The organism is Sulfitobacter sp. SH24 (assembly GCF_965641895.1).
GTDB classification, from domain to species: Bacteria; Pseudomonadota; Alphaproteobacteria; order Rhodobacterales; family Rhodobacteraceae; genus Sulfitobacter; species Sulfitobacter dubius.
Window position 1 is genome coordinate 1,407,504 of record NZ_OZ282575.1, and the last position, 25,440, is coordinate 1,432,943.

The following is a 25,440-nucleotide window of genomic DNA, read 5'->3' on the forward strand; positions in this document are numbered from 1 at the left end:
ATGTCTCTCCTATTCTGCGGCTTCGCTACGGCGTTGGGCGGCCTCGGCTTCGACCGAGCCTGCGTTTTTGTCTTTTCGGCGGAAGACAAGGCCCAGACGTTGCCCACCCTCGACCAGCCCACCGGGCAGGAAGATCACAACAAGCATGAACAGCAGGCCAAGCGTCAGGTGCCAGCCCTTGCCGACGAAGGGGTGAATGATCGCGACCATCGCGTCTTCGATCCCGTCGGGCATGAAGGCGAACCAGCCGTGCAGCACATTGTCGTTGATCTTGGCAAAGATGTTTTCAAAGTACTTGATGAACCCTGCGCCCAGCACCGGCCCGATCAAGGTGCCCGCGCCGCCAAGGATGGTCATCAGCACCACTTCGCCAGAGGCCGTCCACTGCATCCGCTCAGCCCCGGCGAGCGGGTCCATCGCGGCCAGCAGGCCACCGGCCAGACCGGCATACATGCCCGAGATGACAAAGGCCGCCAGCGTGTAGGGCCGCGTGTTTAGGCCCGTGTAGTTCATCCGCTGCTGGTTAGACTTCACCGCCCGCAGCATCATGCCGAAAGGCGAGCGGAAGATGCGGATCGCCAGATAGAAGGCGAGGATCAGGAAGACCGCACAGAAGTAGTAGCCGACGGAGAAAGTAAACGTCCAACCGCCAAAGAACAGCGTCGTCGAGGAGTTCATCGCAGCCCCGAAGAGATTAGGGAATGACGGCGCGTCGACGGACTGGAGGTACTGCGGATCGGAGGTATAGATCTGCAACCCCGTCTCGCCATTGGTGATCGGCGTCAGTACAGAATAGGCGAGGTTGAACGACATCTGCGCGAAGGCCAGCGTCAGGATCGAAAAGTAGATGCCCGAGCGTCGCAGGCTGATAAAGCCAATCAGCGCCGAGAACAGCCCCGCCATAATCACCGCCAGCACCAGCGCGGGCACGACGTTGTAGCTGAGCAGTTTGAACATCCACACGGCAGAGTAGGAACCGACCCCCAGAAAGGCCGCATGGCCAAAGGAGAGATAGCCGGTCAGCCCGAAGAGGATGTTAAACCCGATGGCAAAGATGCCAAAGATCACAAAGCGTTGCATCAGGTCGGGGTAGCCCGCGTTGAATTGCGCAAGGCCTGAATCCGCCGGAAAGGGATTGAGGATGAAGGGGGCAAAGAGCGTGATAACGACCACGACCCCCAAGAGAAGCGTATCGCGTTTTTCCAGTCCGAACATGTCTTATTCCTCCATCACGCCGCGGCGACCCATCAGACCGCGCGGGCGGACCAGCAGGATCACGATGGCAACGACGTAGATGATGATCTGGTCGATACCGTAGATGATGTTCTTGATTTCATTCATGGAGGCGAGGCTTTCGAGGATGCCCAAAAGGAACCCCGCCAGCACCGCGCCGGGCAGGGAGCCCATGCCGCCGACCACGACGACGACAAAGCTCAGCACCAGAAAGTCCATGCCCATGTGATAATTCGGTGAGTTGATCGGCGCATACATCACCCCCGCAAGCCCCGCGACAGCAGCAGCGATGCCGAACATGATGGTAAAGCGGCGGTCGATGTCGATGCCCAGAAGGCCCACGGTTTCGCGGTCTGCCATGCCGGCGCGGACAACCATCCCGAAGGTGGTGAATTGCAAGAAGGCAAAGACGGCAGCGATGATGAGCGTGGAAAAGCCAAAGTAAACCAAGCGCCAATAGGGGTAGGCCAAAGACGTGTCTAACCCCAGAAGCGGCGCGAAGTCGAAGCTGCCCACGAAAGCCTGCGGCGCAGGGGTGGGGATCGGGTTGGCGCCGTAGAAATACTTGACGACTTCCTGCAGGACGATGGCAAGGCCGAAGGTCACGAGGATCTGATCCGCATGGGGGCGTTTGTAGAAATGTTTGATCAGCCCGCGCTCCATGATGAAGCCAATGAGCAGCATCACCGGGATCGCAAAGAGGATCGCCAGCGGCACCGACCAATCGATGATCGCCTGTCCCGTCTCCGGCCCGAACCACTGTTCGACATAGGGGGTTTTGACCTTCAGCGGATTGCCGAGGAAATCCTTCTTGGTCTCGTCGATGGCCTCGACGCTCAGCGTCAGAATGCGTTGCAGCGTGACCGAACAGAAGGCCCCGATCATGAAAAGAGCCCCATGGGCGAAATTGACCACGCCAAGGGTGCCGAAGATCAGCGTTAGCCCAAGCGCGATCAGCGCATAGGCAGAGCCTTTGTCGAGGCCGTTGAGTATTTGCAGAAGGATTGCGTCCATGGTCCCCACCTGTAAGGGAAGCGTTTACAAGCGGCTCGGCCGCTTGCAGCGATAAAAAGGGCGCGCAGGATCAGGCCCGCGCGCCATCTGATTTCAGCGGATCACGCGCCGGGGTTGCATTTGCCCAGATCACCGCCCGCGAACATCGGGTGATCGGGGGCATATTCAACCTGTGCACGGGGCGTCTGTTCGACGATCTCAAGCGTGTCGTATTCGTTGGTCGGGTTCTCCGCCCCCTTCATCACGAGCACGTCCTTGAAGCATTGGTGATCGTCCGCGCGGTAGAGCGTCGGCCCGTTGCCCAGACCGTCGAACTCATAGCCTTCCAGCGCCTCGACCACGGCGCAGGGGTTGAATGAGCCCGCGCGTTCCACCGCATCGGCATAGAGCAGCGTTTGCACGTAGCAGGTATGCGCGGAGTTCGACGGCGGGCGGCCATATTTCTCACCAAAGGATTTGGTGAAGGCTTTGGACCCTTCGTCTTGCAGCTGCCAGTTCCAGTTCATCGAGCCGATCACGCCCTGCACGTTGGCCCCGGCACCGGCGGCCATCAGCTCGGAGTAGAGCGGCACGACGATCTCGAATTTCTTGCCGTTGACCTCTTTGTCGAGCAGGCCGAACTGCACCGCATTGGTGAGCGAGTTCACCATGTTTCCGCCGTAGTGGTTCAGCACCAGCACATCGGCTCCGGAGTTTAGCACCGGCGCGATATAGGAGGAGAAATCGGTCGAGGCGAGCGGCGTCAGCACGTTCTCCACGGTCTCCCAGCCCATCGCCTCGGTCGCGGCGGCGATGGATTCCTGCTGGGTCCAGCCCCAGTTGTAATCCGCCGTCAGGTGATAGGCGCGGCGCTCAGACCCATAGGCGTTCTTAAGCACCGGGGCGAGGGCGGCGGCAGACATATAGGCGTTGAAGAAATGCCGGAAGCCATTGGCCTTGCGGTCCTTGCCGGTGGTGTCATTGGCATGGGTGAGACCCGCCATGAAGATCACGCCCGCCGATTGGCAAAGGTCTTGCACCGCCACGGCCACGCCCGAGGACGAGCCGCCATTGATCATCACCGCGCCGTCTTTTTCGATCATCGACTTTGCGCTGGCGCGGGCGGCGTCGGATTTGGTCTGGGTGTCGCCCGTGACATATTCGACCTTCTTGCCCAGAATGCCGTTCCCTTTCAGCGCCTTGGAGCTGAAGGTGTTCATCATGCCGCCGTCGCCCCCGCCATTGAGGTGTTCGACCGCAAGCTCCTGCGCGCGCAGCTCATCCAGACCCTCTTCGGCATAGGGGCCGGTCTGGGGCACGTTGAAGCCCAGCGTGACCGTGCTGCCCGTGGGGGCATTGGTAAAGCCCGCGTGCGCCTCGGCGCGCAGATAGGTCGGCAGCGCCAACCCTGCACCGGCAACCGCGCCGGTCTGGATCAGTCCGCGGCGTGTCAGTTTTGTAAACGACATGAAGTCCTCCCATGTTTTTAAGAGCCGTGGCAGCGGAACCTCCCCCCGGTGCCACGGCGCGCAAGAATGCAAAGAAACTATGGCGCGGAAAATGAAAACCGATCAATAACCTGCTTGATGGAAACAATATTTCTGTAAATATATTCGCAATCACTTCGCGAGGTTTGTAAATAACATGATGTTGCGCCGCAGAAAGACCTTGAAACAACGGGCGAAATCACGCGCGGAGCGACCTCATGCGTGAGGGGCTGACCGGCAGCCGCATCCGTGAGCGGCGGGTGATGGCGGGGGTGAAGCAAGCTGAGTTGGCGCAGCAAAGCGGTATCTCGGCCAGTTACCTCAATCTGATCGAACACAACCGACGCAGAATCGGCGGGAAACTCTTGCTCAACATCGCCCATGCGCTTGGGGTGGAGCCGCAGGCGCTGACCGAAGGGGCCGAAGCCGCGCTGATCGCCGCGCTGCGCGAAGCGGCTGAGGATGCAGGGCTGATGGGGCCGGAGGGCGACCGCGCTGACGAATTCGCAGGGCGTTTCCCGGGCTGGGCCAAAGTGCTCGCCACCAGCCAGCGGCGCATTGATGCGTTGGAGCAGACGGTAGAGGCGTTGTCAGACCGGTTGGCCCATGATCCGCAGCTTGCCACGTCAATGCACGAGCTGCTCAGCACCGCCGCCGCAATCCGATCAACCGCCTCGATTTTGGCGGAGACGGACAGTCTGCAGCCCGAATGGCGCGACCGGTTTCATGCGAACATTCACGAGGATAGCCGCCGTTTGTCCGACAGTGCGCAGGCACTTGTGACCTATTTTGACAATTCCGCCGAGACTCGCGAGGTGGCTCATTCCCCGCAGGCGGAGGTGGAAACCTTCCTCGCCGCGCATGACTACCGTTTTGACGCGCTGGAACAGGCTGACACGCCGCAGGATGCGATTGCAGCCCTTGTAGGGGAGGCTGAGGCGCTCAAAACCAAAGCCGCGCGGCATATCGCAACGGGGGTGTTGCAGCAGATTGCGCGGGACGCGGCGGCGCTGCCTTTGAACCGTTTAGAGGGGGCAGTGGCCGAGCGGGGACATGATCCGGCACGACTTGCACAGGCGCTGGAGCAACCGATGGGGCGGGTGCTGCGCCGCTTGGCCTCGCTGCCCGATCTTGGCGCGGGGTTGGTGGTCTGTGATCGCGCAGGCAGTGTGACATTTGCCAAATCCGTCGAAGGGTTCACCGTGCCGCGCTTTGGCGCCTGTTGCCCGCTTTGGCCGCTGTTCGCGGTGCAGGGTCAGCCGGGGCTGGTGATGAAATCCCGCGTCATGCAGATGGGCCGGGGGCAGGCGCAGTTCGAGGCGATCGCGACCTGCGAGGTTCAAGCCGCTGCCGCCTATAACACGCCGCCCTTGAGCCAATCGGTCATGTTGCTTTTACCGGTGCCGTCGGGGGCGGCACCTGCGCAGCCCGTGGGCGCAACCTGCCGCATTTGTCCGGTGGAGGGATGCCGCGCACGGCGTGAGCCGTCGATCCTGCGCGACGGAATCTAACAGGCGCTCAGGCAGTTTTTGACAGGGCTGCCAAACCGATGCATGCTCGCCCCGGTGCGCGAGACCCCGCAACAAGACGGGGCGGTCGCACACCGAGGGGGGAGACTTTTTGCCGATGAGCAAACTCGTAGTTCTGGTGGAGGACGAGGTGAATATCGCCGAGGCCATCCGCTTTTTGTTGGGCCAAGAGGGCTGGCGTGTGGAGACGCTTGCCAATGGATCGGGCGCGGTTGAGGTGATCCGCAAGGCATCGCCCGATCTGGTGATGCTGGATGTAATGCTGCCGGGCAAGAGCGGTTTTGAGATACTTGATGAACTGCGCGGTGACCCGGCAATGGAGACCTTGCCGGTCTTGATGCTGACCGCGCGGGGCCAAAGCCGGGACCGCGCCATGGCCGAAAAGGCCGGGGTCAGTCGCTTTATGACCAAGCCGTTTTCGAACTCAGAGATGCTGGACGCGGTGCGCGACCTGATCGCCAGTTAACCCGCCATGCCCCGCTCTCCGATCTTTCTGGAAAAACGCGGCTACCGCCAGCGGCGCATGATGGATGCGGTGCGGCTGCTGCCGTTTTTGGGGCTGATGCTGTGGATGGTGCCGCTACTCTGGCCCGTGCCAGAGATCCTGCCTGACGCCACCCCCGAACCCACCGAGCCGACAATCGCTATGAGCGTGGCACTGCGCTATCTCTTCGGGGTTTGGGCGTTGCTGATCTTGGCGACTTGGGCGCTCTGGCGGCGCACGCGGGATGTGGCGTCGGACGGGGGTGCCGATACCAAAGACGGGCCGCGCTGATGGTGTCGCTCAACCAGTTGGTCGCGGTTTGCCTGATGTATGTCGCGGGGCTGTTCATCGTGGCCTTTGCCGCCGAACGCGCGGCCCTGCGCGGGCAGGGCGGCTGGCTGCTGCGCTCGCCACTGGTCTATACCCTGTCCCTGTCGATCTATTGCACCGCTTGGACCTTTTATGGCGCGGTGGGCTATGCCGCGCGTTCGGGGTTGGAGTATGTGACGATTTACCTTGGCCCGTCGCTGGTGATGATCGGTTGGTGGTGGGGGCTGCGGCGTTTGGTGCGGATCGGGCGGAGCCATCGGGTGACCTCTATCGCCGACCTGATTTCTTCGCGCTACGGCAAGTCAAACACGTTGGCAATTGTGGTGACGGTCATGGCCGTGATTGGCGTGACACCCTATATCGCGCTGCAATTACAGTCGGTTATCTTGTCTCTGTCCATTTTTGCCGCCGCGGATGTGCCGCTGGCCGAAGCGGGAGGCGATGTGATCAACCGTGGGCAGGCTGCCCTGTGGGTGGCGGCGGGGCTGACACTGTTTACGGTGCTTTTCGGCACGCGGAACCTGAACGTGAACGAGCGGCACCACGGCGTTGTCATCGCCATCGCGGTTGAGGCGGTGGTGAAGCTGCTGGCACTGGTGGCGGTCGGTATCTACGTGATCTGGGGGCTGGCCGGAGGCTTGAGTGAGGCTTTGGCGCGGATCGATGCCTCGGACATCGGCCAATGGGAAGTCCAAGGCAGCCGTTGGGCCGCGCTGACGGTCCTTTCGGGGGCCGCGCTTTTGTGCCTGCCGCGCATGTTTCAGGTGATGGTGGTCGAGAATGACGACGAGCGCCAGTTGCAGATCGCCAGCTGGGCCTTCCCGCTTTATATGATGTTGATGAGCCTTTTCGTCGTGCCGATCGCGGTGGTGGGGCTGGACCTGATGCCCGAAGGCTCGAACCCCGATCTGTTTGTGCTGAGCCTGCCGCTTAGCCAGGGGCAGAACGGGCTGGCGATGCTGTCTTTCTTGGGCGGTTTTTCGTCAGCCACCTCGATGGTGATTGTCGCCACACTGGCACTGTCGACCATGGTCAGCAACCATATCGTCATGCCGATCTGGCTGGCGTTTCGGCGCGATGGGGCGACGCAGTCGGGTGACGTGCGCAATATCGTGATCCTAGCGCGGCGGCTGTCGATCTTTTGCGTGGTCGGCTTGGGCTACCTCTACTACCGCGCCTCGGGCGGCAGCGGGGCGTTGGCGGCGATTGGCACGATCTCCTTCGGCGGGGTGGCGCAGTTTTTGCCCGCCATGTTGGGCGGCGTGCTATGGCGCGGGGCCACGCGGACCGGCGCGCTTTGCGGGCTTGGCACGGGCTTTGTGCTGTGGGTCTTCACCATGCTGCTGCCCAGTTTTGGCGCGGATGTGGCATTGTCGAGCGCGACTTTGGAGCGCGGGCTGTGGGGGCTGGCATGGCTACGTCCCGAGGCGCTCTTTGGCATCGCCGGGATTGATCCGACCGTCCATGCGGTGGTCTGGAGCCTTGCGCTCAATACGCTGGTTTTCGTGGTCGTCTCTCTATTCAGCTTTCCTGCACCGCTGGAGCGGCTTCAGGGGGCGCAGTTCGTAAATGTTTTTGACCATTCCGGCCCGGCGCGGGGGTGGACGGCCTCAGTCGCGGGCAGCGAAGACCTGATGATCATGGCGCAGCGGATCTTGGGCGCGACGGAGGCGCAGGCGTTCTTTGCGCGAGAAGCGGAACGGCAAGGGCATGGGCAACGCCTGCCGGAACCCACGCCGCGATTCGTACAGGCGTTGGAGCGAGAATTGGCGGCCTCCGTCGGCGCGGCCACGGCACATGCGATGGTGGCACAGATCGTGGGCGGAGCGTCTGTTTCGGTGCAGGACCTGCTCGCCGTGGCCGACGAATCCGCGCAAATGTTGGAGTATTCCAGCCAGCTTGAGGCCAAATCGCGGGAGTTGACCGAAACGGCGGCGCAGCTACGCGCGGCGAATGAAAAGCTCACCCAGTTGTCGCTGCAAAAGGACAGTTTTCTCAGCCAGATCAGCCATGAGTTGCGCACGCCGATGACCTCGATCCGGTCGTTTTCGGAGATTCTGCGCGATGCGCCGGGCCTCACGGACGCGGATAAGAATCGCTATGCCACGATCATCCACAGTGAGACGATCCGCCTGACGCGGCTCTTGGACGATCTGCTGGACCTGTCTGTGCTGGAGAACGGGCAGGTGACGCTGAACCAGCGGGAGGGCAACCTGCGCGACCTGCTCGATCTGGCGGTGACCACGGCGCAGGCCGGGGCCACGCGACCGCTTGAGGTGCTGCGCGATGCTCAGGCTGAGGATATCACCCTGACGAGCGACCTCGACCGGCTGGTTCAGGTGTTCATCAACCTTGTTACCAATGCGCGCAAATACTGCGCTGCCGATCAGCCGCAATTGGTGATCTCGGCACAGGTCACGGCGCAGGGGCTGGTGATCGATTTCGTCGACAACGGCCACGGGATCGACGCAGGCTCAGAAGCGCTGATTTTCGAGAAATTTTCGCGCATCACGGGCGAGGGCGATGGCGCGGGCCTTGGCCTTGCCATCTGCCGAGAGATCATGTGCCGCTTGGGCGGCGAGATCAGCTTCCTGCGGGATGTGCCCGGCACGGCCTTCCGGGTGCAATTGCCGCAGAGCGTCCTGACAGCGACTGCAAAAGACACCGGCCCCGCGGTCGGGGCTGATGCGCGGTCTTAGCTGTAGCTCTGGCCCAGCATCGGGCGCATGTTTTCAAGGTCATAGCCCCCTTGACGCGCGGCCTCGATGATCGCATCGCTGTCCATCTCGCCGGCTTGGCCCAAGGCCCAAGCGATGGTCGAACGGGTGCCGGAGGCGCAATAGGCCAGCACGGTATCGTTCGTATCGACGCCAAGGGCGCGGTTGTTGGCAATGACATCGGGGGTCATGGTCTGATGGGTCAGGGGCTGTTCGGCAAAGGCGATGCCTGCCGCCTCAGCCGCTTCGCGCATGGCGGCGGCTTGGTGGCTGGGCGGCACTTCCGCGTCGGGGCGGTTGCACAGAATGCGGGTGATGCCTTGGGCGCGCAGGCTTTCCATGTCACCGGGCTCGATCTGCGGGGCGACGAAATAGCGGGGGGTGATTTGGCGAATATCCATGCGTCGATTTAAGCAGATGCAACGGCCCTGTCCAGCACCGCTGCAACCTGCCGCAGCAGCCCGCCGATCAGCCCAGAGAAATCCCGAGAATTACCAGCATCAGCCCGATGACCGACAAAAACAGCGCGCCCATGTTCAACGGCACCACTTTGCGCAACACAACGCGCATCGCCTCATCGTCAAGCTGGGCGCGTTTGGCGCGGCTCACTTTGATGATACACAAGCCAAGACCGAGCAATCCCAGAAGGGACAGACCCGCGCCGCCCCAGACCATGAGATCGAAAATAGATGTGTTTGCGCTTTCCATGGCGGCAGAGCTACGCCAAACCGCCAAGGGGGGCAAGTCCCGCTTGCGGGCTGGGCGTGCAGCCTGTAGTCACACCCGCCAGAGCCAGCCATTCCGTGAGGACTTCCCATGAGCGATACCAGCACCAACCCCGACGTCGTCGAATCCCAAGGCGATGCCACTTACCGCGTGACAGCCAACGAGCTGCGCCAGTTTGTGGAGCGGATCGAGCGTTTGGACGCAGAGAAGAAAGACCTCGCTGAACAGCAAAAAGAGGTCATGGCCGAAGCGAAATCGCGCGGTTACGACACCAAGGTGCTTCGTAAAGTGATTGCCCTGCGCAAGCGCGACAAGGACGACATCGCCGAAGAAGAAGCGGTGATGGAAATGTACAAAGAAGCTTTGGGCATGTGAGCGCCGGGCCGCAGCGGAACTGAATTTTCCGCGCGGCCTTGAACGCCTCCGGGCCATGCCCATTTGCATCGGGCGTCTGCGCGGTCTCCGCGACGCCCGATGGTGTGAGACCGGTGAGATTTTCTCGTGAACATTTTGTTTGTACTCGGCGGTTTGCTGGGTCTCGTGCTCGGTGGAGAGTATTTGGTGCGCGGTGCCGTGGCACTGGCACAAAGGGTTGGGCTGTCGCCGCTGGTTATCGGTTTGACAATCGTGGGCTTTGGCACCTCAACCCCTGAACTGGTGACTTCGGTCCAAGCCGCGATGCTGGGTGCGCCGGACATCGCGCTTGGCAACGTCGTCGGGTCGAACATCGCGAATATCCTACTGATTCTAGGCATTGCCGCGCTGATCGCGCCCTTTGCGATTAATCGGGGCAGCTTTGCCCGCGATGGATCCGTCATGTTGGCGGCGAGCGTGCTTTGTTTGGGGGCGGTGCTTTTGGGGCGCGTTGACCGTGTGGCCGGGTTGATCTGTATCGTCGGGCTCGCGGGGTATTTAATTTACACCTTCCGGAGTGATCGCAGCAGCCTGCAGACCATCGAGGCCCTGCCGGATCACGCACCGATGGGGCTGTCGCTGCTTTGGCTTTTGGGGGGGCTGGTGCTGACGATCCTTTCGGCGCGGTTTCTGGTGACCGGGGCGGTGGCGTTGGCGCAGGCCGTAGGGCTCTCTGAGGCGGTCATTGGCTTGACCATCGTGGCCGTGGGCACCTCCATGCCGGAACTTGTAACCTCGGTCATCGCGGCACGCCGCGGGCAGAGCGATGTGGCTCTGGGCAATGTAGTCGGCTCCAATATCTTTAACATTCTTGGTGTGCTTGGGATTACGGCGGTGATCCAGCCGGTCGGTGTGGCTACGCAGATTGCCACGCTCGACATCTGGGTCATGCTCGCGGCCACGCTGGCTTTGATTGGCTGCGCCGCGTTTGGCGGGAGTGTGACGCGCGGGCGGGGCGCGGTCTTTGCCTTGGCCTATGCGGGCTACATCGGTGTGCTTTTGATCTAAGGCTGTCGGCAGGCGTTGCACGGGGGTGGGGCCGATTTCTGCGGATGTGGCGCGATGGCCGCGGACCCCCTTGCGCAGGCGGATCAACACCCATAGAAGGACACAAATTTTCGCCCGCGCCCCGGCTGCGCGGCCTTACCCTATGGAGCACACATGCAGGTCAACGAGACGCTGAACGAAGGTCTGAAACGCGGTTACAACATCACCGTGACCGCCGCCGAACTGGAAGCCAAGGTCAACGAAAAGCTGGCCGAAGCGCAGCCCGAAGTCGAAATGAAGGGCTTCCGCAAGGGCAAGGTTCCGATGGCACTGCTGAAAAAGCAGTTCGGCCAGCGGATCATGGGCGAAGCGATGCAGGAAAGCATCGACGGCGCCATGGCAGAGCATTTTGAAAAATCCGGCGATCGCCCCGCGATGCAGCCCGAAGTCAAAATGACCAACGAAGACTGGAAAGAAGGCGATGACGTCGAAGTTTCCATGGCTTACGAAAAACTGCCCGAAATTCCAGAAGTTGATCTGAGCAAGATCGAGCTGGAAAAGATGGTCGTTAAGGCCGATGACGCCGCCGTCGAAGAAGCGCTGGCAAGCCTTGCCGAAACCGCGCAGGATTTTAAGGCCCGCAAAGAGGGTGCCAAGGCGGAAGATGGCGATCAGGTTGTGATCGACTTCAAAGGCTCCGTAGACGGTGAAGAATTCGAAGGCGGTGCGGCGGAAGATTACCCGCTGGTGCTGGGCTCCAACTCCTTCATCCCCGGCTTCGAAGAGCAGTTGGTCGGCGTGAAGGCGGGCGAAGAAAAGTCCGTCGTCGTGAACTTCCCCGAAGAGTATCAGGCTGCCCACTTGGCCGGTAAGGAAGCGACATTCGCTTGCACCGTCAAAGAAGTGAAAGAGCCCGTCGCCGCTGAAGTGAACGACGAGATGGCCAAGAAATTCGGTGCCGAGGATCTCGACGCGCTGAAAGGTCAGATCGCTGAGCGTCTGGAAGCGGAATATGCCGGTGCTTCGCGCGCTGTGATGAAGCGTAACCTGCTGGACGCGCTGGACAAAGAGGTCAGCTTTGACCTGCCGCCGTCGCTGGTTGACGCCGAAGCCAAGCAGATCGCGCATCAGCTGTGGCACGAGGAAAACCCTGACGTAGAAGGCCACGATCACCCCGAGATCGAGCCGACAGACGAGCACAAGACATTGGCCGAGCGCCGCGTCCGTCTTGGCCTGTTGCTGGCCGAACTGGGTCAAAAGGCCGAGGTTCAGGTGACCGACGCCGAGATGACCCAAGCGATCATGAACCAGGCGCGTCAGTACCCGGGTCAAGAGCGTCAGTTCTTTGAGTTCGTGCAGCAAAACCAGCAGATGCAGCAGCAAATGCGTGCGCCGATCTTTGAAGACAAGGTTGTCGATCACGTTGTTGAGCAAGCCAAAGTGACCGAGAAAGAGATCTCCAAAGACGAGCTTCAAAAAGCTGTTGAGGAACTGGAAGACGAATAAGTCTTCTCGTAGATCGAATTTGGGGCAGGGGCGACGGTTTACCGTCGCCCCTGTTTCGTTTTGGAGTGGTGTGGAAACTTATCGCTGTTCCAGACGGGGGAACCACGAGGCGCAATCACGCAAGGGGGCTGACGGCACCCTTTACGGATGTGAGATGCGCAAATTGGTATCGCCCCGGCGCGGAGGGCGATACCTTGAGTACCTGCCTTACAGAGTGATGCGGAACTGGGCGAAACCAGTATCGGTATCGCGCACCTGCTCCATCTCCACGCCGGTCACCTCATCCAGATAGTCGGCAGCCTTTGGTCCCGTTTCAAACAAGACGCTGGTGTTCTCCAACGGTGCAAAGCGCCAGTTGGCGTCGGCACGTGGGCTGATGGTGCCTTTCTCAACAATGTAGCGGACGATCACATCGCGGTTTGTATCTGGCCCTTCAAAGACGATTGTATCGCCCTTCGCGCCGGGAAACGCGCCGCCCCCGCCTGCGCGGTAGTTGTTGGTGGCAATGATAAATTCAGATTTGGGGTCAATCGGTTGACCGTCGAACTCCAGATTGGTGATGCGGTTGGCATCGGAGTTTTGCACTTCACCCTCGGGGCCGAACTTGGACGGTTGGCTTAGGTCAATCTGGTAACTCACCCCGTCGATGACATCGAAGTTGTAGCTGGGGAAGCTGTCGCTGAGCAGGGGTTGGTCCTGCTCGCCGGGGGTAATCTGATTGAACATACCAGCAGACCGCTCCAGCCAGTCTTTGACCTGTGCACCGGTCACCCGCACGGCGCGGGCGGTGTTGGGGTAGAGGTAGAGGTCGGCGACATTTTTGATAGCCACATCGCCCTTGGGCACATCGGTGTAATACTCCGGTCCACCCCGCCCTCCGGCCTTGAAGGGCGCGGCGGCTGACAGGATCGGCAGACCCTCATGCTCGGTCCCCTTGAGCATTTGTTCAATATACCACGTCTGCGCGTTTGAGACGATCTGCACCGAAGGGTCATCGGCCACCAGCGCGAAATAGCTGTGCAGGTTTGCGTCAGTCTTACCCACGGCGCGGCGGACATAGGCGAGTGTTTCGTCATGTTCTTGCTGCACTGAAGCAAGGATTTCAGGATCGCTTTCCACCAGCGGCAAGACTGAACGGTCTTCGTTGCGCTGCGAGATCGCGCGGGCCTCGGCGCTGTGGCTGGCAATGCGCCATCCGTTGCCATCACGTTCGAGCATCAGGTCGATCAGGCCAAGGTGGCTGCCCCAGAAGCCGCCCATCGTGGCGGGTTTGCCGTGGATCGTGCCCTTGCTCACATCGACGCCCGGATAGTCGGCATAGGTGCCTGAGGGGAAGACGAGGTGACTGTGCCCGGTCATGATCGCATCGATCCCTTCGACAGCGGCCAGCGGGACCGAGGCGTTCTCCATCAGGTCTTCTTCTTTGGCCGCGCCGATGCCGGAGTGCGACAGCGCGATGATGATGTCGGCTCCGGCCTCTTTCATTTGCGGCACCCACGAGCGGGCGGCCTCAAGGATGTCGCGCGCCTGTACCTTGCCTTCTAGGTGGCGGCGGTCCCATGCCATGATCTGCGGCGGGACAAAGCCGATGATGCCGATCTTGATGCTATGTTCCGCGCCCGCGCCATCGGTCAGCTTTCGGTCAAGCAGGACATAGGGCTTCACCAGCGTTTCATCGTCGCTGGGCTTGGCACCTGTCTTTTTAACGACATTGGCGCTGACCACGGGAAAATCGGCACCGGCGAGCGATTTCATCAGGAAATCGAGCCCATAGTTGAATTCATGGTTGCCTAAGGTGGAGGCATCAAAACCGAGCGTGTTCATCGCTTGGATGACCGGGTGCATGTCACCCTCTTTCATGCCGCGCTCATAGGCGATGTAATCGCCCATTGGGTTGCCTTGCAGGAAATCCCCGTTGTCGAGCATCAGCGTATTGGTCGCTTCGGCGCGGATCGATTTGACGATGCTCGCGGTGCGGGCAAGGCCCACGGTGTCGACCTCCTTGTCGGCGTAATAGTCGTAGGGAAAGACGTGCACATGCAGGTCTGTCGTTTCCATCAGCCGCAAATGCGCCTGATTGGCCGCAGCGCGGAGCGAAAACGGATGCAGGGCCAACAGCCCGGCAGAACCGGCTAAGAAGTGACGGCGGTTAAGGCGAAGGGTCATGCGGGCATTCCTTTGTCAGCGTTACCTCATACCTGCGGCGAAGGGAGAGGCCGTTGCAAGCCCGAAAATTAATCACCCATCGCGCAGGCCGGTTTCCACTAGCATACCGCGTTTCTTGGCTTCGTAATAATAGCCACGTGCGTACCATTTGATGGCGGTGCCGTGGTCTCCGTCAGACAAAAGCCAAGCGCCGCGAAGGTATTTCAGCGCGTATTTCAGATTGGTGTCTGCATCCAAAAGGTCAGACGAACTGCCTTGGAAACCCATTGAACGGGCCGTGGCAGGCAAGATTTGCATCAAGCCATAGTAGGGGCCGTTGCGGGCACGGGGGTTATGGGTGCTTTCGCGGATTGCCAAACGGTGAACCAATGGGCGCGGGAGGTCGTAGAAATCGGCCCAGTGGTTGATCTTGCGCCGCAGTTCAGGCGTCTCGTTCGGGTGCAGGGGCAGGGCGGGGCGCTGCGGGGGCTCTGGTGACACCATAGGGGCTGCGTTGCAGGCGGTGAGAGCAGTAGCGGCAATGAAAGAGAGGAACATGCGGCGTGTGGTCTGTGGCATGGTGCACCGGGGCTTGTTATATCGGCGCGAAGATCGCCCCAAGGGGCCTCAAGGGCAAGCGTCATGGTCCAGCATACGCGACCCCTTGCCAAGCGGTTCAGGCGCAAAGCGCGGCTTTTCGCCATGTTCAGACATCAGCGACGATTTCGCCTTTCATTTCGCCTGTCATGCGGCTTTGATCTTCGCGCCTTACTGAACGGCGCACCTCGTCGATTTTAAGCTCGGCAGCGTCGCGCGTGGCTTTATCTGGCCATTCGGTGATGACGGCGCTGGTCCGACCAGTGGTGCGTACCACGGCGATGCGGCTGGCACCGAAGTCTTTGAGTGCGGGCAGGCGTTTCTCTTTGATCGCGCTGAGAGCGACATCATAGTCTGCCCGTCGGCGATTTCCCAAGTGGTAATGGTGATGTATCGCATGTGTCGTCCTCCATGCTGAATGAGGGCATTATACCACACATTTGGTCGTTTTTGCAGGGGGGCTTCTGTCGCCGGGCTGCGGAGAGGGGCAGCAATACGAAAACGCCGCGCGGAGGACCGCACGGCGTTCAAATTTAGCTCTGACGGACGGATCAGCTGTTGCTGTCGTCCTGTGCGTCGCCCTCGGGGGTGCGCACAACGTCCGAGTCACCGTCTTCGTCAGCGGCGGAACCGATGTCGTCAAACAGTTCGGAGATTTCAAATTCAGCAGCGGCTTCCTCTTCGGCGGCCAATTCCTGAATCGATTTGCCGGATGCCTGAAGCTCGGCCTCTTCGGGCGAACGTGCGACGTTCAGCTCGATTGTGGCGGTCACTTCGGGGTGCAGAACGACCTGCACTTCGTGGACGCCCAGATACTTGATGGGCTGGCCCAGAACGACCTGCTTGCGGTCAACCGAGAAACCTTCTTCGGTGGCGGCTTCGGCGGCGTCACGGGTGGTGACGGAACCATAAAGCGCGCCAGCGTCGGAAGCAGAGCGAATCACGACGAATTGCTGACCGTTCAGCTTTTCGGCCATGGCTTCGGCTTCTTTTTTGGTCTCGAGGTTTTGCGCCTCAAGCTGAGCTTTCTGACCTTCAAAGGCTTCGACGTTGGCTTTGGAGGCCGACAGCGCTTTGCCTTGGGGCAGAAGATAGTTGCGAGCGTAGCCAGACTTTACGTCCACGACTTCGCCCATCTGGCCCAGTTTGGCCACACGTTCCAGAAGGATAACTTGCATGTGCTCTCTCCTTACTTAACGGCGTAGGGCAGCAGGGCGAGGAAACGAGCGCGTTTGATGGCACGGGCCAGTTCGCGTTGTTTCTTGGCCGATACGGCGGTGATACGGGAAGGAACGATCTTGCCACGCTCAGAGATGTAGCGTTGCAGCAGACGTGTGTCCTTGTAGTCAATCGCAGGAGCGTTGTCGCCCGAGAAGGGGCACACTTTACGACGACGGAAAAATGGTTTTGCAGCCATGATTTAAGTCCTTTTTTTCAAGCGTTGATCAACGGCGTTCGCGGCGGTCGGGCCGCTCGTCACGCTTTTGCATCTGTACGGACGGCAGTTCTTTGTGCTCATCAACTTTGATGGTCAGAACGCGCATCACGTCATCATGCAGGCGCATCAGGCGTTCCATTTCCTGTACGGCGGTCGCAGGTGCGTCCGAACGCAGGAAGGCATAGTGGCCCTTGCGGTTTTTGTTGATCTTGTAGGCCATCGTTTTGACGCCCCAGTACTCGCTGTCGACGAGCTTGCCGTCGTTGTCCGCGAGGACGGTGCCAAAGTGTTCGATGAGGCCTTCTGCTTGCGTGTTGGACAGGTCCTGACGCGCAATCATAACATGCTCATAAAGCGGCATGTGCACTCCTATTTATATCAAGGCGCATTTCATAGGCGGGGCATTCATCCTTGCGGCCCCACCACGAGAGTCTGCGCGGTTCATATGCTTTGCAAGGAAGCGCCCGTATACACGGTTTGCGCCGCACGGCAAGCCCCAAGCGCCTGCGGCAAGGCTTGTTCGGCTGGGGCGCAGAGGATACATCAGGCAAAACGCATAAGAGAGGCCGCAACCATGAGCATTGCATTCGTTTTCCCGGGCCAAGGTGCCCAGACCATCGGCATGGGCCGCGATCTGGCTGAAGCCTATCCTGAAGCCCGCGCCGTTTTCCAAGAAGTCGACGACGCCCTTGGTGAAAAACTGTCGGACTTGATCTGGGAGGGGGATATTGAGACGCTGACACTGACGCAAAACGCCCAGCCTGCGTTGATGGCCACGTCTATGGCGGCGATGGCCGCGCTGAAGTCCGAAGGGATCGAGGTTGGCAAAGCGGCCTATGTGGCGGGCCATAGTCTTGGAGAGTATTCCGCGCTTTGCGCCGCAGGGTCGCTGTCACTGGCGGATTCCGCGCGGTTGCTGCGCATTCGCGGCAAGGCGATGCAGGCCGCTGTTCCAGTGGGTGAGGGCGCGATGGCTGCGATCCTTGGCCTTGGCATCGAAGAGACCGAGAAGCTGGCCGAAGCCGCGGCCGAGGGCGAGGTCTGTCAGGTCGCCAATGAGAACGACCCCAGCCAGAACGTATTGTCGGGCCACAAAGCCGCAGTGGAGCGTGCCGTGGCGATGGCCAAGGACGCAGGCGCGAAACGCGCGTTGTTGCTGCCGGTCTCTGCGCCTTTCCATTGCCCGCTGATGGGGCCTGCCGCTGAGGAGATGGCGCGCGCTTTGGGGGAGGTCACGTTCAATGATCCCGCCGTGCCGCTGGTGGCGAATGTCACCGCCGAGGCGGTCACCGATGCCGCGAAGATTCGCGACTTGTTGGTAGAGCAGGTGACGGGCCGGGTACGCTGGCGGTCTTCGGTTGAGTGGATGGCCGCGCAGGGTGTCACCGAAGCATGGGAGATCGGCGCGGGCAAGGCGCTCTCGGGCATGATCCGCCGGATCGAAAAGTCGCTTGCCACCCGCAGCATCGGCACGCCGGATGAGGTCAAAGCCGCGAAAGAGGCGTAACGCCCCGGAGGGTCAAGGTGACGATGCAAGAAACCCTGACGCTGCTGCCGGATTGGCTGATCTGGTGGTTCAATTGGCTGGTCTTTGCCGTGGCCGTGCTGCCGCTGGCTCTGCTAATCTGGCCCCAAAGCCGCAGGGTCGGGGTGATTGCCGTTTTTTCGAGTATCCTGACGGGTGCTGCGGTCTACGGCATGTTCCGCTAGATGGGATACGTCAAACTGCTCGGCCTGCCGCATTTGCTGATCTGGGGGCCGCTGGCGGTATATCTGTTCCGCAAGCAGGCCAAGGATGCTATGCCAATCGTCGCGCGTTGGATCATTCGGGTGATCTTGGTCACCTTGTTGATCTCGCTGGCCTTCGATGTGGTGGACGTGTTGCGCTATATCTTGGGCGAGCGGACTCCGCTGGGGCGTGAGGCATGAGGCGGCTGATTGCCGTCTTTGCGCTGCTGCTCTCAGTTGTGGCCTGTGGCACCCTTGAGAATGCCAGCGATGGCACGCGGATGCAGGTCCAGGGGCCGTATCTGTTGATGTCCGGCACGATCACCAGCCGAACACCTGCCACTTTCGCGCGCCGTCTGGCCGAGAATCCGCGGATTGATACGGTGGTTCTGGGGCAGATCGACGGCTCCATTGATGCCAAGGCGACGCATCGTATGGGGCGACAGATTCGCAGATTGGGGCTGGCGACCGAGCTGCGGTCGGGCAGTGTGGTTGATTCTGGGGGTGTTGAGCTTTTCATCGCCGGAGCCAAACGGCGCATGGCGCCGGGGGCAGCGCTGCGGGTGCATAGCTGGCGCAATGGCTACCGCGAGGGCAGCAGCTTTCCGCGGCAATCGCCCAAACACCAGATGACACGGCGCTATATGGCCGAGATGCTGGGCAATGACAGCTTTTACTGGTTTACCTTGCAGGCAGCGCCATCTGACGGGATACACAAGATGACAGCGGATGAAATCCGCCGCTACGGGCTGCTGACACGGCCCTGACTGATAGAATAAAGGAAGAGACATGTTCGATCTTACAGGAAAGAATGCCCTGATCACTGGCGCTTCGGGCGGCATTGGTGCGGATATCGCCCGCAAATTGCACGCTCAAGGCGCGACCGTTGGCCTGTCGGGCACGCGGACCGAGCCTTTGCAAGCGCTGAAGGCCGAACTGGGCGAGCGGGCGCATGTGTTGCCCTGTAACCTGAGCGACATGGAAGCCGTCGATGCGTTGCCGAAACAGGCGGCTGAGGCGATGGGCTCGGTCGATATTTTGGTGAACAACGCAGGCATCACCCGCGACAACCTGTTCATGCGCATGTCGGATGATGAGTGGAACTCTGTGCTCAACGTGAACCTGACCGCGACGTTTAAGCTGTGCAAAGGGGTCATGCGCGGGATGATGAAGGCCCGTTGGGGCCGGATCATCAATATCTCCAGCGTGGTGGGGGCCACCGGCAATCCCGGTCAGGCGAATTACGCGGCCTCCAAAGCGGGTGTCGTGGGCATGTCCAAATCGCTTGCCTATGAGGTGGCGAGCCGTGGGATCACCGTGAATGCTGTGGCACCGGGCTTTATCACCACGGCGATGACCGACAAGCTGACGGATGAGCAAAAGTCTGGAATCATGGGGCAAATTCCGGCAGGCCGCATGGGTGATCCGGATGAGATTGCCGCCGCTGTGGTCTATCTTTCTAGTGCCGAGGCTGCTTATGTGACAGGGACCACCTTGCATGTGAACGGCGGTATGGCCATGTTGTGACCCTGCGCCGCAATAGCGTTTGCCAAGCCTGCGGCATGTGCTAAAGGGGGCGCAGAATCGAAACGAAGGGTGCTTGATTGCCCCCTCCGCCTTGTGCGAACAAGGAAAATAGCCGCCCCTTTTGGGGCATCCTCCAAACGCTGATCATCGGCGGGCGGAAACCAAAAGGGGCCTGAATGGCCCGAAGACATGAGGACTTATTATGAGCGACGTCGCAGACCGCGTGAAAAAGATCGTTGTAGAACACCTGAGCGTGGAAGAGGATAAAGTGACTGAGAATGCGTCGTTCATCGACGATCTTGGCGCTGACAGCCTTGACACCGTGGAACTGGTGATGGCGTTCGAAGAAGAGTTCGGCATCGAGATCCCCGATGACGCCGCTGAGAACATCCAGACCGTTGGCGATGCGGTTAAGTTCATCAAAGAAGCCTCCTAAGGCTTTGCCGGGCGACCGGCGGAATTGAGATTTTAGAACGGCGTTGTTCCTAGCGGAATGACGCCGTTTTTATTTGTCGCAGCGGGGCGGGCTTGTCCCTTTGGTGCCGAAGCCGCATGTCTTCGCCAAGAAGTTTCAAGCGTGAAGGCAATTCACCCCATGTCCCGAACGATCCCGACCATTAACACAGCGAGACTGACCCTGCGTGCCATGCGTGCCGAGGATTTTGAGCGCTATGCTGAGATCTGGGCGATGCCGGATGTGGCGGACCGGATACTTGATCGGCCCCGGGCAAAGGGGCAGTCGTGGGATGCTTTCCTGCGCAATGCTGGGCATTGGCAAATCACGGGATTCGGGCAATGGGCTGTGCAGCTTCATCGGCAGAGAGAGATGCTGGGGCAGACGGGTTTCGTCTTTGGCTCACGGAATTTCGGTGAAGATTTCGATACTTACCCCGAGGCGCGGCTGGTTCTAGCGCCTCAGGCACAGGACCAGCGTTTGGGGTTTGAGGCCGCACGCGCGGCGCATGAATGGTTTGATCGGGTGATCACCGGGCGCACGGTTTGCATGATTTCGGGGGGCAATGAGGCAGCGTTGCGGATCGCGGGCGCGCTTGGGTATCAGCTGCTGCGGGAGGCAAAGACAGCGGGTGGCCCGGTGCATCTGCTGACCCGGCGCGGGCCGCCGGTCTAACGGTACCGTAAGGCCCTCACCACGTGTGATAGCCGCCCGGTTTCGAAGATCGGCGTTTTTGTGCTATGCCTGCGGCCCCCCGCCGATATGCTTGTGCCTACAGGCTTTTGCAGGGTAAGAGGTTCGCCGAGAGATTATCGGCAAGGGGCACTAAGATGCGCAGAGTTGTAGTAACGGGTTTGGGTTTGGTTACCCCCCTCGCGGACGGCGTGGAAGAAAGCTGGAAACGGATCCTTGATGGGCAATCCGGGGCCGGACCGATCACCGGTTTTGATCCCAGCAAATTGGTGACCCAATACGCCTGCGAAGTGCCTTTGGGCGATGGCAGCGATGGCACCTTTGACGCCAATAAATACATGGAGCCGAAAGAGCAGCGGAAAGTCGATACTTTCATCCTGTTCGGCATGGCCGCCGCCCAGCAGGCGGTTGAGGATTCGGGTTGGTTGCCGACTGAGAAAGAAGATCAGGAGCGCACCGGCGTGTTGATCGGCTCGGGCATCGGCGGGTTGAACTCCATTGCCAATACCGCCGTGATGATGGCCGAAAAAGGTCCGCGCCGGGTCAGCCCGTTCTTTGTGCCGGGCGCGCTGATCAACCTGATCTCGGGTCAGGTGTCGATCCGCTATGGGTTTAAGGGGCCGAACCACTCGGTCGTGACTGCTTGTTCCACCGGGGCGCATGCCATCGGTGACGCGGCGCGGCTGATTAAATACGGCGATGCGGATGTGATGATCGCAGGTGGTGCCGAGGCGGCGATCTGTGAGATCGGCATGGCGGGCTTTAACGCCTGCAAAGCGCTATCGACCAAACGCGGAGACGACCCCGAGAAAGCCAGCCGCCCCTATGATGTGGACCGTGACGGTTTCGTCATGGGTGAGGGCGCGGGCATTGTGGTCTTGGAAGAATACGAGCACGCCAAGGCGCGCGGTGCCAAGATCTATGCCGAAGTGCTGGGCTATGGCCTGTCTGGCGACGCGCATCACATCACCGCACCGTCGGAAGACGGCGAGGGTGGCGAACGCTCCATGCGGGCGGCGTTGAAGAACGCGGGGTTGGAGCCCAAGGATGTTGATTACATCAACGCGCATGGCACCTCGACAATGGCCGATACCATCGAATTGGGCGCGGTTGAGCGTTTGATGGGCGATGCGGCGGACAAGGTCACCATGTCCTCTACCAAATCCGCGACCGGGCACCTCTTGGGGGCAGCTGGCGCGATTGAGGCGATTTTCTGCATGCTCGCGATCCGCGATCAGGTGGCACCGCCGACGATCAACCTTGATAACCCAGCGGTTGAGACACCGATTGATCTGGCGCCCAACAAAAAGGTCGAGCGCAAGATCGACGTGGCGCTGAGCAATTCGTTCGGCTTTGGCGGCACAAACGCATCGGTACTGTTCGGGAAAGTCCGCTAAATGTGGCGTCATATCGCTTCTAACGCCGTGACGTTTCTGTTGGTCGGCCTGTTTCTGCTTGGGGGGATCATCCTCTGGGGCAAGACGACCTATGTCGCCGAAGGGCCGCTGGAGCAGGCGATCTGTGTGCAGGTCGAGCGCGGCTCGAACATGCGGCTGGTGAGCCAAAGCCTTGAAGAACAGGGCGCGGTTTCCTCGCCCGCGCTCTTTCGCATGGGCGCGGATTACGAGGAGAAGTCGGGCAGCCTGAAAGCGGGCAGCTTTCTTGTGCAACCCGGCACGTCGATGCAGGGGATTGTTGATATCGTGACCCAAGGCGGGGCCAGCACCTGCGGCACCGAAGTTGTGTACCGCGTGGGCGTGAACCGCGTAAGTGTGCAGGTTCGTGAGTTGGACCCAGTCACAAGCCGGTTCGTTGAGCGCGCGGAGTTCACGCCGGGTGAGGAAGAGACCCCTGAGGCATACTCCGAAATCTCCAGCAAGAACGACACGCGGTTTCGTGTCGCGCTGGCCGAAGGTGTGACAAGCTGGCAGGTGGTTGAGGCGCTCAAGCAGGTGGATCAGTTGTCCGGGGACGTTGAAGAGTTGCCCGCCGAGGGCAGCCTTGCGCCTGACAGCTATGAGGTCCGCCCGGGCGATGATCGGGCTGAGGTGGTCGCGCGGATGGCGGCGGCGCAAGAGGTGCTTTTGGCCGAAGCCTTTGAAGCGCGCGACGCTGATCTGCCGATTGAGACGCCGGAGGAACTGCTGATCCTTGCGTCGATCATCGAAAAGGAAACCGGTGTGGCGGCGGAGCGTGAGCAGGTGGCGAGCGTTTTCGTGAACCGTCTGAACCAGGGCATGCGCCTGCAGACAGACCCGACGGTGATCTATGGTGTGACCGAGGGCAAGGGCGTGCTGGGCCGCGGGCTGCGCCGCTCGGAGCTGCGGGCAGAGACGCCTTGGAACACCTATGTGATCGACGGTCTGCCGCCGACCCCGATTGCAAATCCGGGCCGGGCAAGCCTGATGGCTGCGGCGCAACCAGCCGAGACGGATTTCGTCTTCTTCGTTGCCGATGGCACCGGGGGGCACGCTTTTGCTGAGACCTTGGATGAGCATAACCGCAACGTGGCGCGCTGGCGTCAGATCGAGGCGGAGCGCGGCGCGGAAGCGGCTGGGAATGCCTCAACGGGTGGAAACTGAGACATTTAAAAACCCCGCTGGAGACAGCGGGGTTTTTATCAGCGCGGGTGCTTTGCCGCACGGCGCTGTAAGGTGTTGTTAACACAGTTTTTCTTGACTTTGCGCACGGTCTAACGTAGGACTTGTGGCACGCTAGAAGACATGGGCGAACGGCCCCGGGGTGACCCGGTGGTCGTTTTTTTGTGCCTGCTCGGTTGGGGAAAACCAACGAGAGGTAAAGCGATGACGATAATTACCCCGGAGCAAGAGACGCAAGACAGCGCGGAAATTCTGCGCGGTCTCCAAGAAGCAATCGGCGCGCTGCGTCGGGAAATCGAAGGTCTGACAGAACAGACCCGGTCCGGGGGGGAACTCAAGGAAACTGCGGTGTCTGGCAACACGTCCAAAGTGGCGGGCTTGCTGGCACATTGCCTGAAAGCGGAGAACACGCTGAATGACTGTCGAAACCGACAAGCTGGAATCGCGCGCGGGGGCTATGCCCTCGACATGGACAAAGCGCGGGCTGACATCGGGTGCAAGCTGGATCGCCTGCGCCGATGTTCAGACCCAGGCGCAGTTTCTGAATGACCTAGGTGAGGGAGAGCTTCTGGCTCTCCCTTTTTTGTTCGAGTTCTGGGCGCTGGATCATCAATTGCCGCCTGAGGGTGATTGGAGGACGTGGGTGATCATGGGCGGGCGCGGTGCGGGCAAGACCCGCGCCGGGGCGGAATGGGTGCGCAGCAAGGTTGAGGGGAGCCGTCCATTGGATGCTGGGGAGTGCAGCCGTGTGGCGCTGGTGGGGGAGACCATTGAGCAGGTGCGCGAGGTGATGATTTTTGGCGATAGCGGGATACTGGCCTGTAGCCCGCCGGATCGGAGGCCCGATTGGGAGGCGACGCGCAAGCGGTTGGTTTGGCCCAACGGCGCGATTGCGACGGTGCATACGGCGCATGATCCCGAAGGGCTGCGGGGGCCGCAGTTTGATGCGGCTTGGGTGGATGAATTGGCGAAATGGAAGCGCGGACAGGAGGCTTGGGATCAGTTGCAATTTGCGCTGCGCTTGGGCGAGCGGCCTCAGGTCTGTGTGACGACGACGCCGCGCAATGTGGATGTGCTGAAGGCGCTCTTGGCCGCGCCGTCGACGGTGACGACCCATGCGCCGACGGAGGCGAATGCGGCGAACTTGGCAGGGTCGTTCCTTGAGGAGGTGCGGGCGCGGTATCGCGGCACGCGGTTGGGGCGGCAGGAGTTGGATGGGGTTTTGCTGGCGGATGCGGAGGGAGCGTTGTGGACATCGGCTTTGCTAGAGGCCGGACGGGTACAAGCGGCGCCGGAGTTGGATCGGATCGTGGTGGGCTTGGACCCGGCGACGACCAGCGGGGCGGGCTCGGATGAATGTGGGATCGTTGTAGTGGGCGCGCAGACCAAAGGGCCGCCGCAGGATTGGCGGGCGGTGGTGCTGGCCGATTGCACGGTGCAGGGCGCCACGCCGAACGGCTGGGCGCAGGCGGCGATTGCGGCGATGACCCGCTATGGGGCGGATCGACTGGTGGCCGAAGTGAACCAAGGCGGGCAATTGGTCAGCGAGGTGCTGCGGCAGGTCGATCCGCTGGTGTCGCTCAAGACCGTGCATGCGGCGCGGGGCAAGGTCGCAAGGGCAGAGCCTGTGGCGGCGCTTTATGAGCAGGGACGGGTGAGCCATCTGCCGGAGTTGGACGCGCTGGAGGACCAGATGTGTCTGATGACGGCGCGGGGGTACGAGGGCAAGGGCAGCCCGGACCGGGTCGATGCGCTGGTCTGGGCGCTCCATGAGCTGATGATCGAGCCTGCGTCGGTTTGGCGGAGTCCGGGGGTGCGAAGCCTCTGACAAGGCTGTTGCGTGCAGCAGCGC

The 25,440-nt window shown here is 60.9% G+C and carries 28 protein-coding genes; 17 read left to right on the top strand and 11 right to left on the bottom strand.

Annotated features, from left to right (window positions below; genetic code table 11):
• Positions 1-9: 9 nt before the first annotated feature.
• The 3 genes from ACSQ16_RS09515 to ACSQ16_RS09525 all read right to left on the bottom strand — a co-directional run bounded on the left by ACSQ16_RS09515 (position 10) and on the right by ACSQ16_RS09525 (position 3,695).
• Positions 10-1,215, bottom strand: a complete 1,206-nt coding sequence (locus ACSQ16_RS09515) for a branched-chain amino acid ABC transporter permease (protein ID WP_435988736.1) — start codon at positions 1,213-1,215, stop codon at positions 10-12.
• A gap of 3 nt (positions 1,216-1,218) precedes the next feature.
• Positions 1,219-2,247 carry a branched-chain amino acid ABC transporter permease gene (locus ACSQ16_RS09520; protein ID WP_243260800.1) on the bottom strand — a complete coding sequence of 343 codons (1,029 nt, stop codon included), beginning with the start codon at positions 2,245-2,247 and terminating at the stop codon, positions 1,219-1,221.
• Between the two features lie 101 nt (positions 2,248-2,348).
• The gene (locus ACSQ16_RS09525) at positions 2,349-3,695 is read right to left on the bottom strand and encodes a substrate-binding protein (protein WP_243260799.1); all 1,347 of its coding nucleotides are present in this window, start codon (positions 3,693-3,695) and stop codon (positions 2,349-2,351) included.
• A 236-nt stretch (positions 3,696-3,931) separates the two neighbouring features.
• Here ACSQ16_RS09525 and ACSQ16_RS09530 point away from each other — a divergent pair, with 236 nt between their 5' ends.
• The 4 genes from ACSQ16_RS09530 to ACSQ16_RS09545 all read left to right on the top strand — a co-directional run bounded on the left by ACSQ16_RS09530 (position 3,932) and on the right by ACSQ16_RS09545 (position 8,755).
• Positions 3,932-5,224 (top strand): helix-turn-helix domain-containing protein, encoded by a 1,293-nt coding sequence (locus ACSQ16_RS09530; protein WP_317406088.1) that lies wholly within the window; start codon positions 3,932-3,934, stop codon positions 5,222-5,224.
• 115 nt (positions 5,225-5,339) lie between these two features.
• A complete protein-coding gene (locus ACSQ16_RS09535) occupies positions 5,340-5,708 on the top strand; it encodes a response regulator transcription factor (protein ID WP_093925942.1) in 369 nt (122 codons plus the stop codon).
• A 6-nt stretch (positions 5,709-5,714) separates the two neighbouring features.
• Positions 5,715-6,017: a hypothetical protein gene (locus ACSQ16_RS09540; protein ID WP_093925943.1), complete on the top strand. Its 303-nt coding sequence runs from the start codon at positions 5,715-5,717 to the stop codon at positions 6,015-6,017.
• Entirely contained in the window at positions 6,017-8,755 is a 2,739-nt protein-coding gene (locus ACSQ16_RS09545) for an ATP-binding protein (RefSeq protein ID WP_243260797.1), read from the top strand. The genes ACSQ16_RS09540 and ACSQ16_RS09545 overlap by 1 nt, the downstream gene beginning before the upstream one ends.
• Here ACSQ16_RS09545 and ACSQ16_RS09550 read toward each other — a convergent pair.
• Both ACSQ16_RS09550 and ACSQ16_RS09555 read right to left on the bottom strand, forming a co-directional pair.
• Complete coding sequence (locus ACSQ16_RS09550) at positions 8,752-9,174, bottom strand: TIGR01244 family sulfur transferase (protein WP_243260796.1); 423 nt, start codon at positions 9,172-9,174, stop codon at positions 8,752-8,754. The genes ACSQ16_RS09545 and ACSQ16_RS09550 overlap by 4 nt on opposite strands.
• Positions 9,175-9,241: 67 nt before the next feature.
• Positions 9,242-9,481, bottom strand: coding sequence for a hypothetical protein (locus tag ACSQ16_RS09555; protein ID WP_243260795.1), 240 nt, complete (start codon positions 9,479-9,481; stop codon positions 9,242-9,244).
• Between the two features lie 108 nt (positions 9,482-9,589).
• Here ACSQ16_RS09555 and ACSQ16_RS09560 point away from each other — a divergent pair, with 108 nt between their 5' ends.
• The 3 genes from ACSQ16_RS09560 to tig all read left to right on the top strand — a co-directional run bounded on the left by ACSQ16_RS09560 (position 9,590) and on the right by tig (position 12,406).
• Positions 9,590-9,874, top strand: coding sequence for a DUF2312 domain-containing protein (locus tag ACSQ16_RS09560; RefSeq protein ID WP_067261835.1), 285 nt, complete (start codon positions 9,590-9,592; stop codon positions 9,872-9,874).
• Between the two features lie 126 nt (positions 9,875-10,000).
• Entirely contained in the window at positions 10,001-10,921 is a 921-nt protein-coding gene (locus tag ACSQ16_RS09565; protein WP_243260794.1) for a calcium/sodium antiporter, read from the top strand.
• 153 nt (positions 10,922-11,074) lie between these two features.
• Positions 11,075-12,406: a trigger factor gene (gene tig, locus ACSQ16_RS09570; protein WP_243260793.1), complete on the top strand. Its 1,332-nt coding sequence runs from the start codon at positions 11,075-11,077 to the stop codon at positions 12,404-12,406.
• 207 nt (positions 12,407-12,613) lie between these two features.
• Here tig and ACSQ16_RS09575 read toward each other — a convergent pair whose 3' ends face one another.
• From ACSQ16_RS09575 to rpsF, 6 genes are all read right to left on the bottom strand, one after another.
• On the bottom strand, positions 12,614-14,572 hold the full coding sequence (locus tag ACSQ16_RS09575; protein WP_093925948.1) for a bifunctional 2',3'-cyclic-nucleotide 2'-phosphodiesterase/3'-nucleotidase: 1,959 nt from the start codon (positions 14,570-14,572) through the stop codon (positions 12,614-12,616).
• A gap of 72 nt (positions 14,573-14,644) precedes the next feature.
• Positions 14,645-15,130 carry a transglycosylase SLT domain-containing protein gene (locus ACSQ16_RS09580; RefSeq protein ID WP_167360175.1) on the bottom strand — a complete coding sequence of 162 codons (486 nt, stop codon included), beginning with the start codon at positions 15,128-15,130 and terminating at the stop codon, positions 14,645-14,647.
• Positions 15,131-15,257: 127 nt separating this feature from the next.
• Positions 15,258-15,524, bottom strand: coding sequence for a hypothetical protein (locus tag ACSQ16_RS09585; protein ID WP_243260792.1), 267 nt, complete (start codon positions 15,522-15,524; stop codon positions 15,258-15,260).
• A gap of 175 nt (positions 15,525-15,699) precedes the next feature.
• Complete coding sequence (gene rplI, locus ACSQ16_RS09590) at positions 15,700-16,326, bottom strand: 50S ribosomal protein L9 (RefSeq protein ID WP_093925950.1); 627 nt, start codon at positions 16,324-16,326, stop codon at positions 15,700-15,702.
• 11 nt (positions 16,327-16,337) lie between these two features.
• Entirely contained in the window at positions 16,338-16,565 is a 228-nt protein-coding gene (rpsR, locus tag ACSQ16_RS09595) for a 30S ribosomal protein S18 (RefSeq protein WP_005852865.1), read from the bottom strand.
• 28 nt (positions 16,566-16,593) lie between these two features.
• Positions 16,594-16,947, bottom strand: coding sequence for a 30S ribosomal protein S6 (gene rpsF / locus ACSQ16_RS09600; protein ID WP_007119975.1), 354 nt, complete (start codon positions 16,945-16,947; stop codon positions 16,594-16,596).
• Between the two features lie 213 nt (positions 16,948-17,160).
• Between rpsF and fabD the strand changes: the two genes are divergently transcribed.
• The 10 genes from fabD (at position 17,161) to ACSQ16_RS09650 (ending at position 25,416) form a co-directional block, all read left to right on the top strand.
• A complete protein-coding gene (gene fabD, locus ACSQ16_RS09605; protein WP_243260791.1) occupies positions 17,161-18,093 on the top strand; it encodes an ACP S-malonyltransferase in 933 nt (310 codons plus the stop codon).
• A 17-nt stretch (positions 18,094-18,110) separates the two neighbouring features.
• On the top strand, positions 18,111-18,296 hold the full coding sequence (locus ACSQ16_RS09610; RefSeq protein WP_435988737.1) for a hypothetical protein: 186 nt from the start codon (positions 18,111-18,113) through the stop codon (positions 18,294-18,296).
• Complete coding sequence (locus tag ACSQ16_RS09615; RefSeq protein ID WP_435988738.1) at positions 18,297-18,515, top strand: hypothetical protein; 219 nt, start codon at positions 18,297-18,299, stop codon at positions 18,513-18,515.
• Positions 18,512-19,081 carry a hypothetical protein gene (locus ACSQ16_RS09620; RefSeq protein WP_243260789.1) on the top strand — a complete coding sequence of 190 codons (570 nt, stop codon included), beginning with the start codon at positions 18,512-18,514 and terminating at the stop codon, positions 19,079-19,081. The genes ACSQ16_RS09615 and ACSQ16_RS09620 overlap by 4 nt, the downstream gene beginning before the upstream one ends.
• Before the next feature lie 22 nt (positions 19,082-19,103).
• Complete coding sequence (gene fabG / locus ACSQ16_RS09625; protein WP_243260788.1) at positions 19,104-19,841, top strand: 3-oxoacyl-[acyl-carrier-protein] reductase; 738 nt, start codon at positions 19,104-19,106, stop codon at positions 19,839-19,841.
• Positions 19,842-20,043: 202 nt separating this feature from the next.
• Complete coding sequence (locus ACSQ16_RS09630; protein WP_067261852.1) at positions 20,044-20,277, top strand: acyl carrier protein; 234 nt, start codon at positions 20,044-20,046, stop codon at positions 20,275-20,277.
• 159 nt (positions 20,278-20,436) lie between these two features.
• Positions 20,437-20,970: a GNAT family N-acetyltransferase gene (locus ACSQ16_RS09635; RefSeq protein WP_243260787.1), complete on the top strand. Its 534-nt coding sequence runs from the start codon at positions 20,437-20,439 to the stop codon at positions 20,968-20,970.
• 155 nt (positions 20,971-21,125) lie between these two features.
• Positions 21,126-22,385 carry a beta-ketoacyl-ACP synthase II gene (fabF, locus tag ACSQ16_RS09640; RefSeq protein ID WP_243260786.1) on the top strand — a complete coding sequence of 420 codons (1,260 nt, stop codon included), beginning with the start codon at positions 21,126-21,128 and terminating at the stop codon, positions 22,383-22,385.
• Entirely contained in the window at positions 22,386-23,570 is a 1,185-nt protein-coding gene (mltG, locus tag ACSQ16_RS09645) for an endolytic transglycosylase MltG (RefSeq protein WP_243260785.1), read from the top strand.
• Between the two features lie 475 nt (positions 23,571-24,045).
• The gene (locus ACSQ16_RS09650) at positions 24,046-25,416 is read left to right on the top strand and encodes a DNA-packaging protein (protein ID WP_394805086.1); all 1,371 of its coding nucleotides are present in this window, start codon (positions 24,046-24,048) and stop codon (positions 25,414-25,416) included.
• Positions 25,417-25,440: the final 24 nt, after the last annotated feature.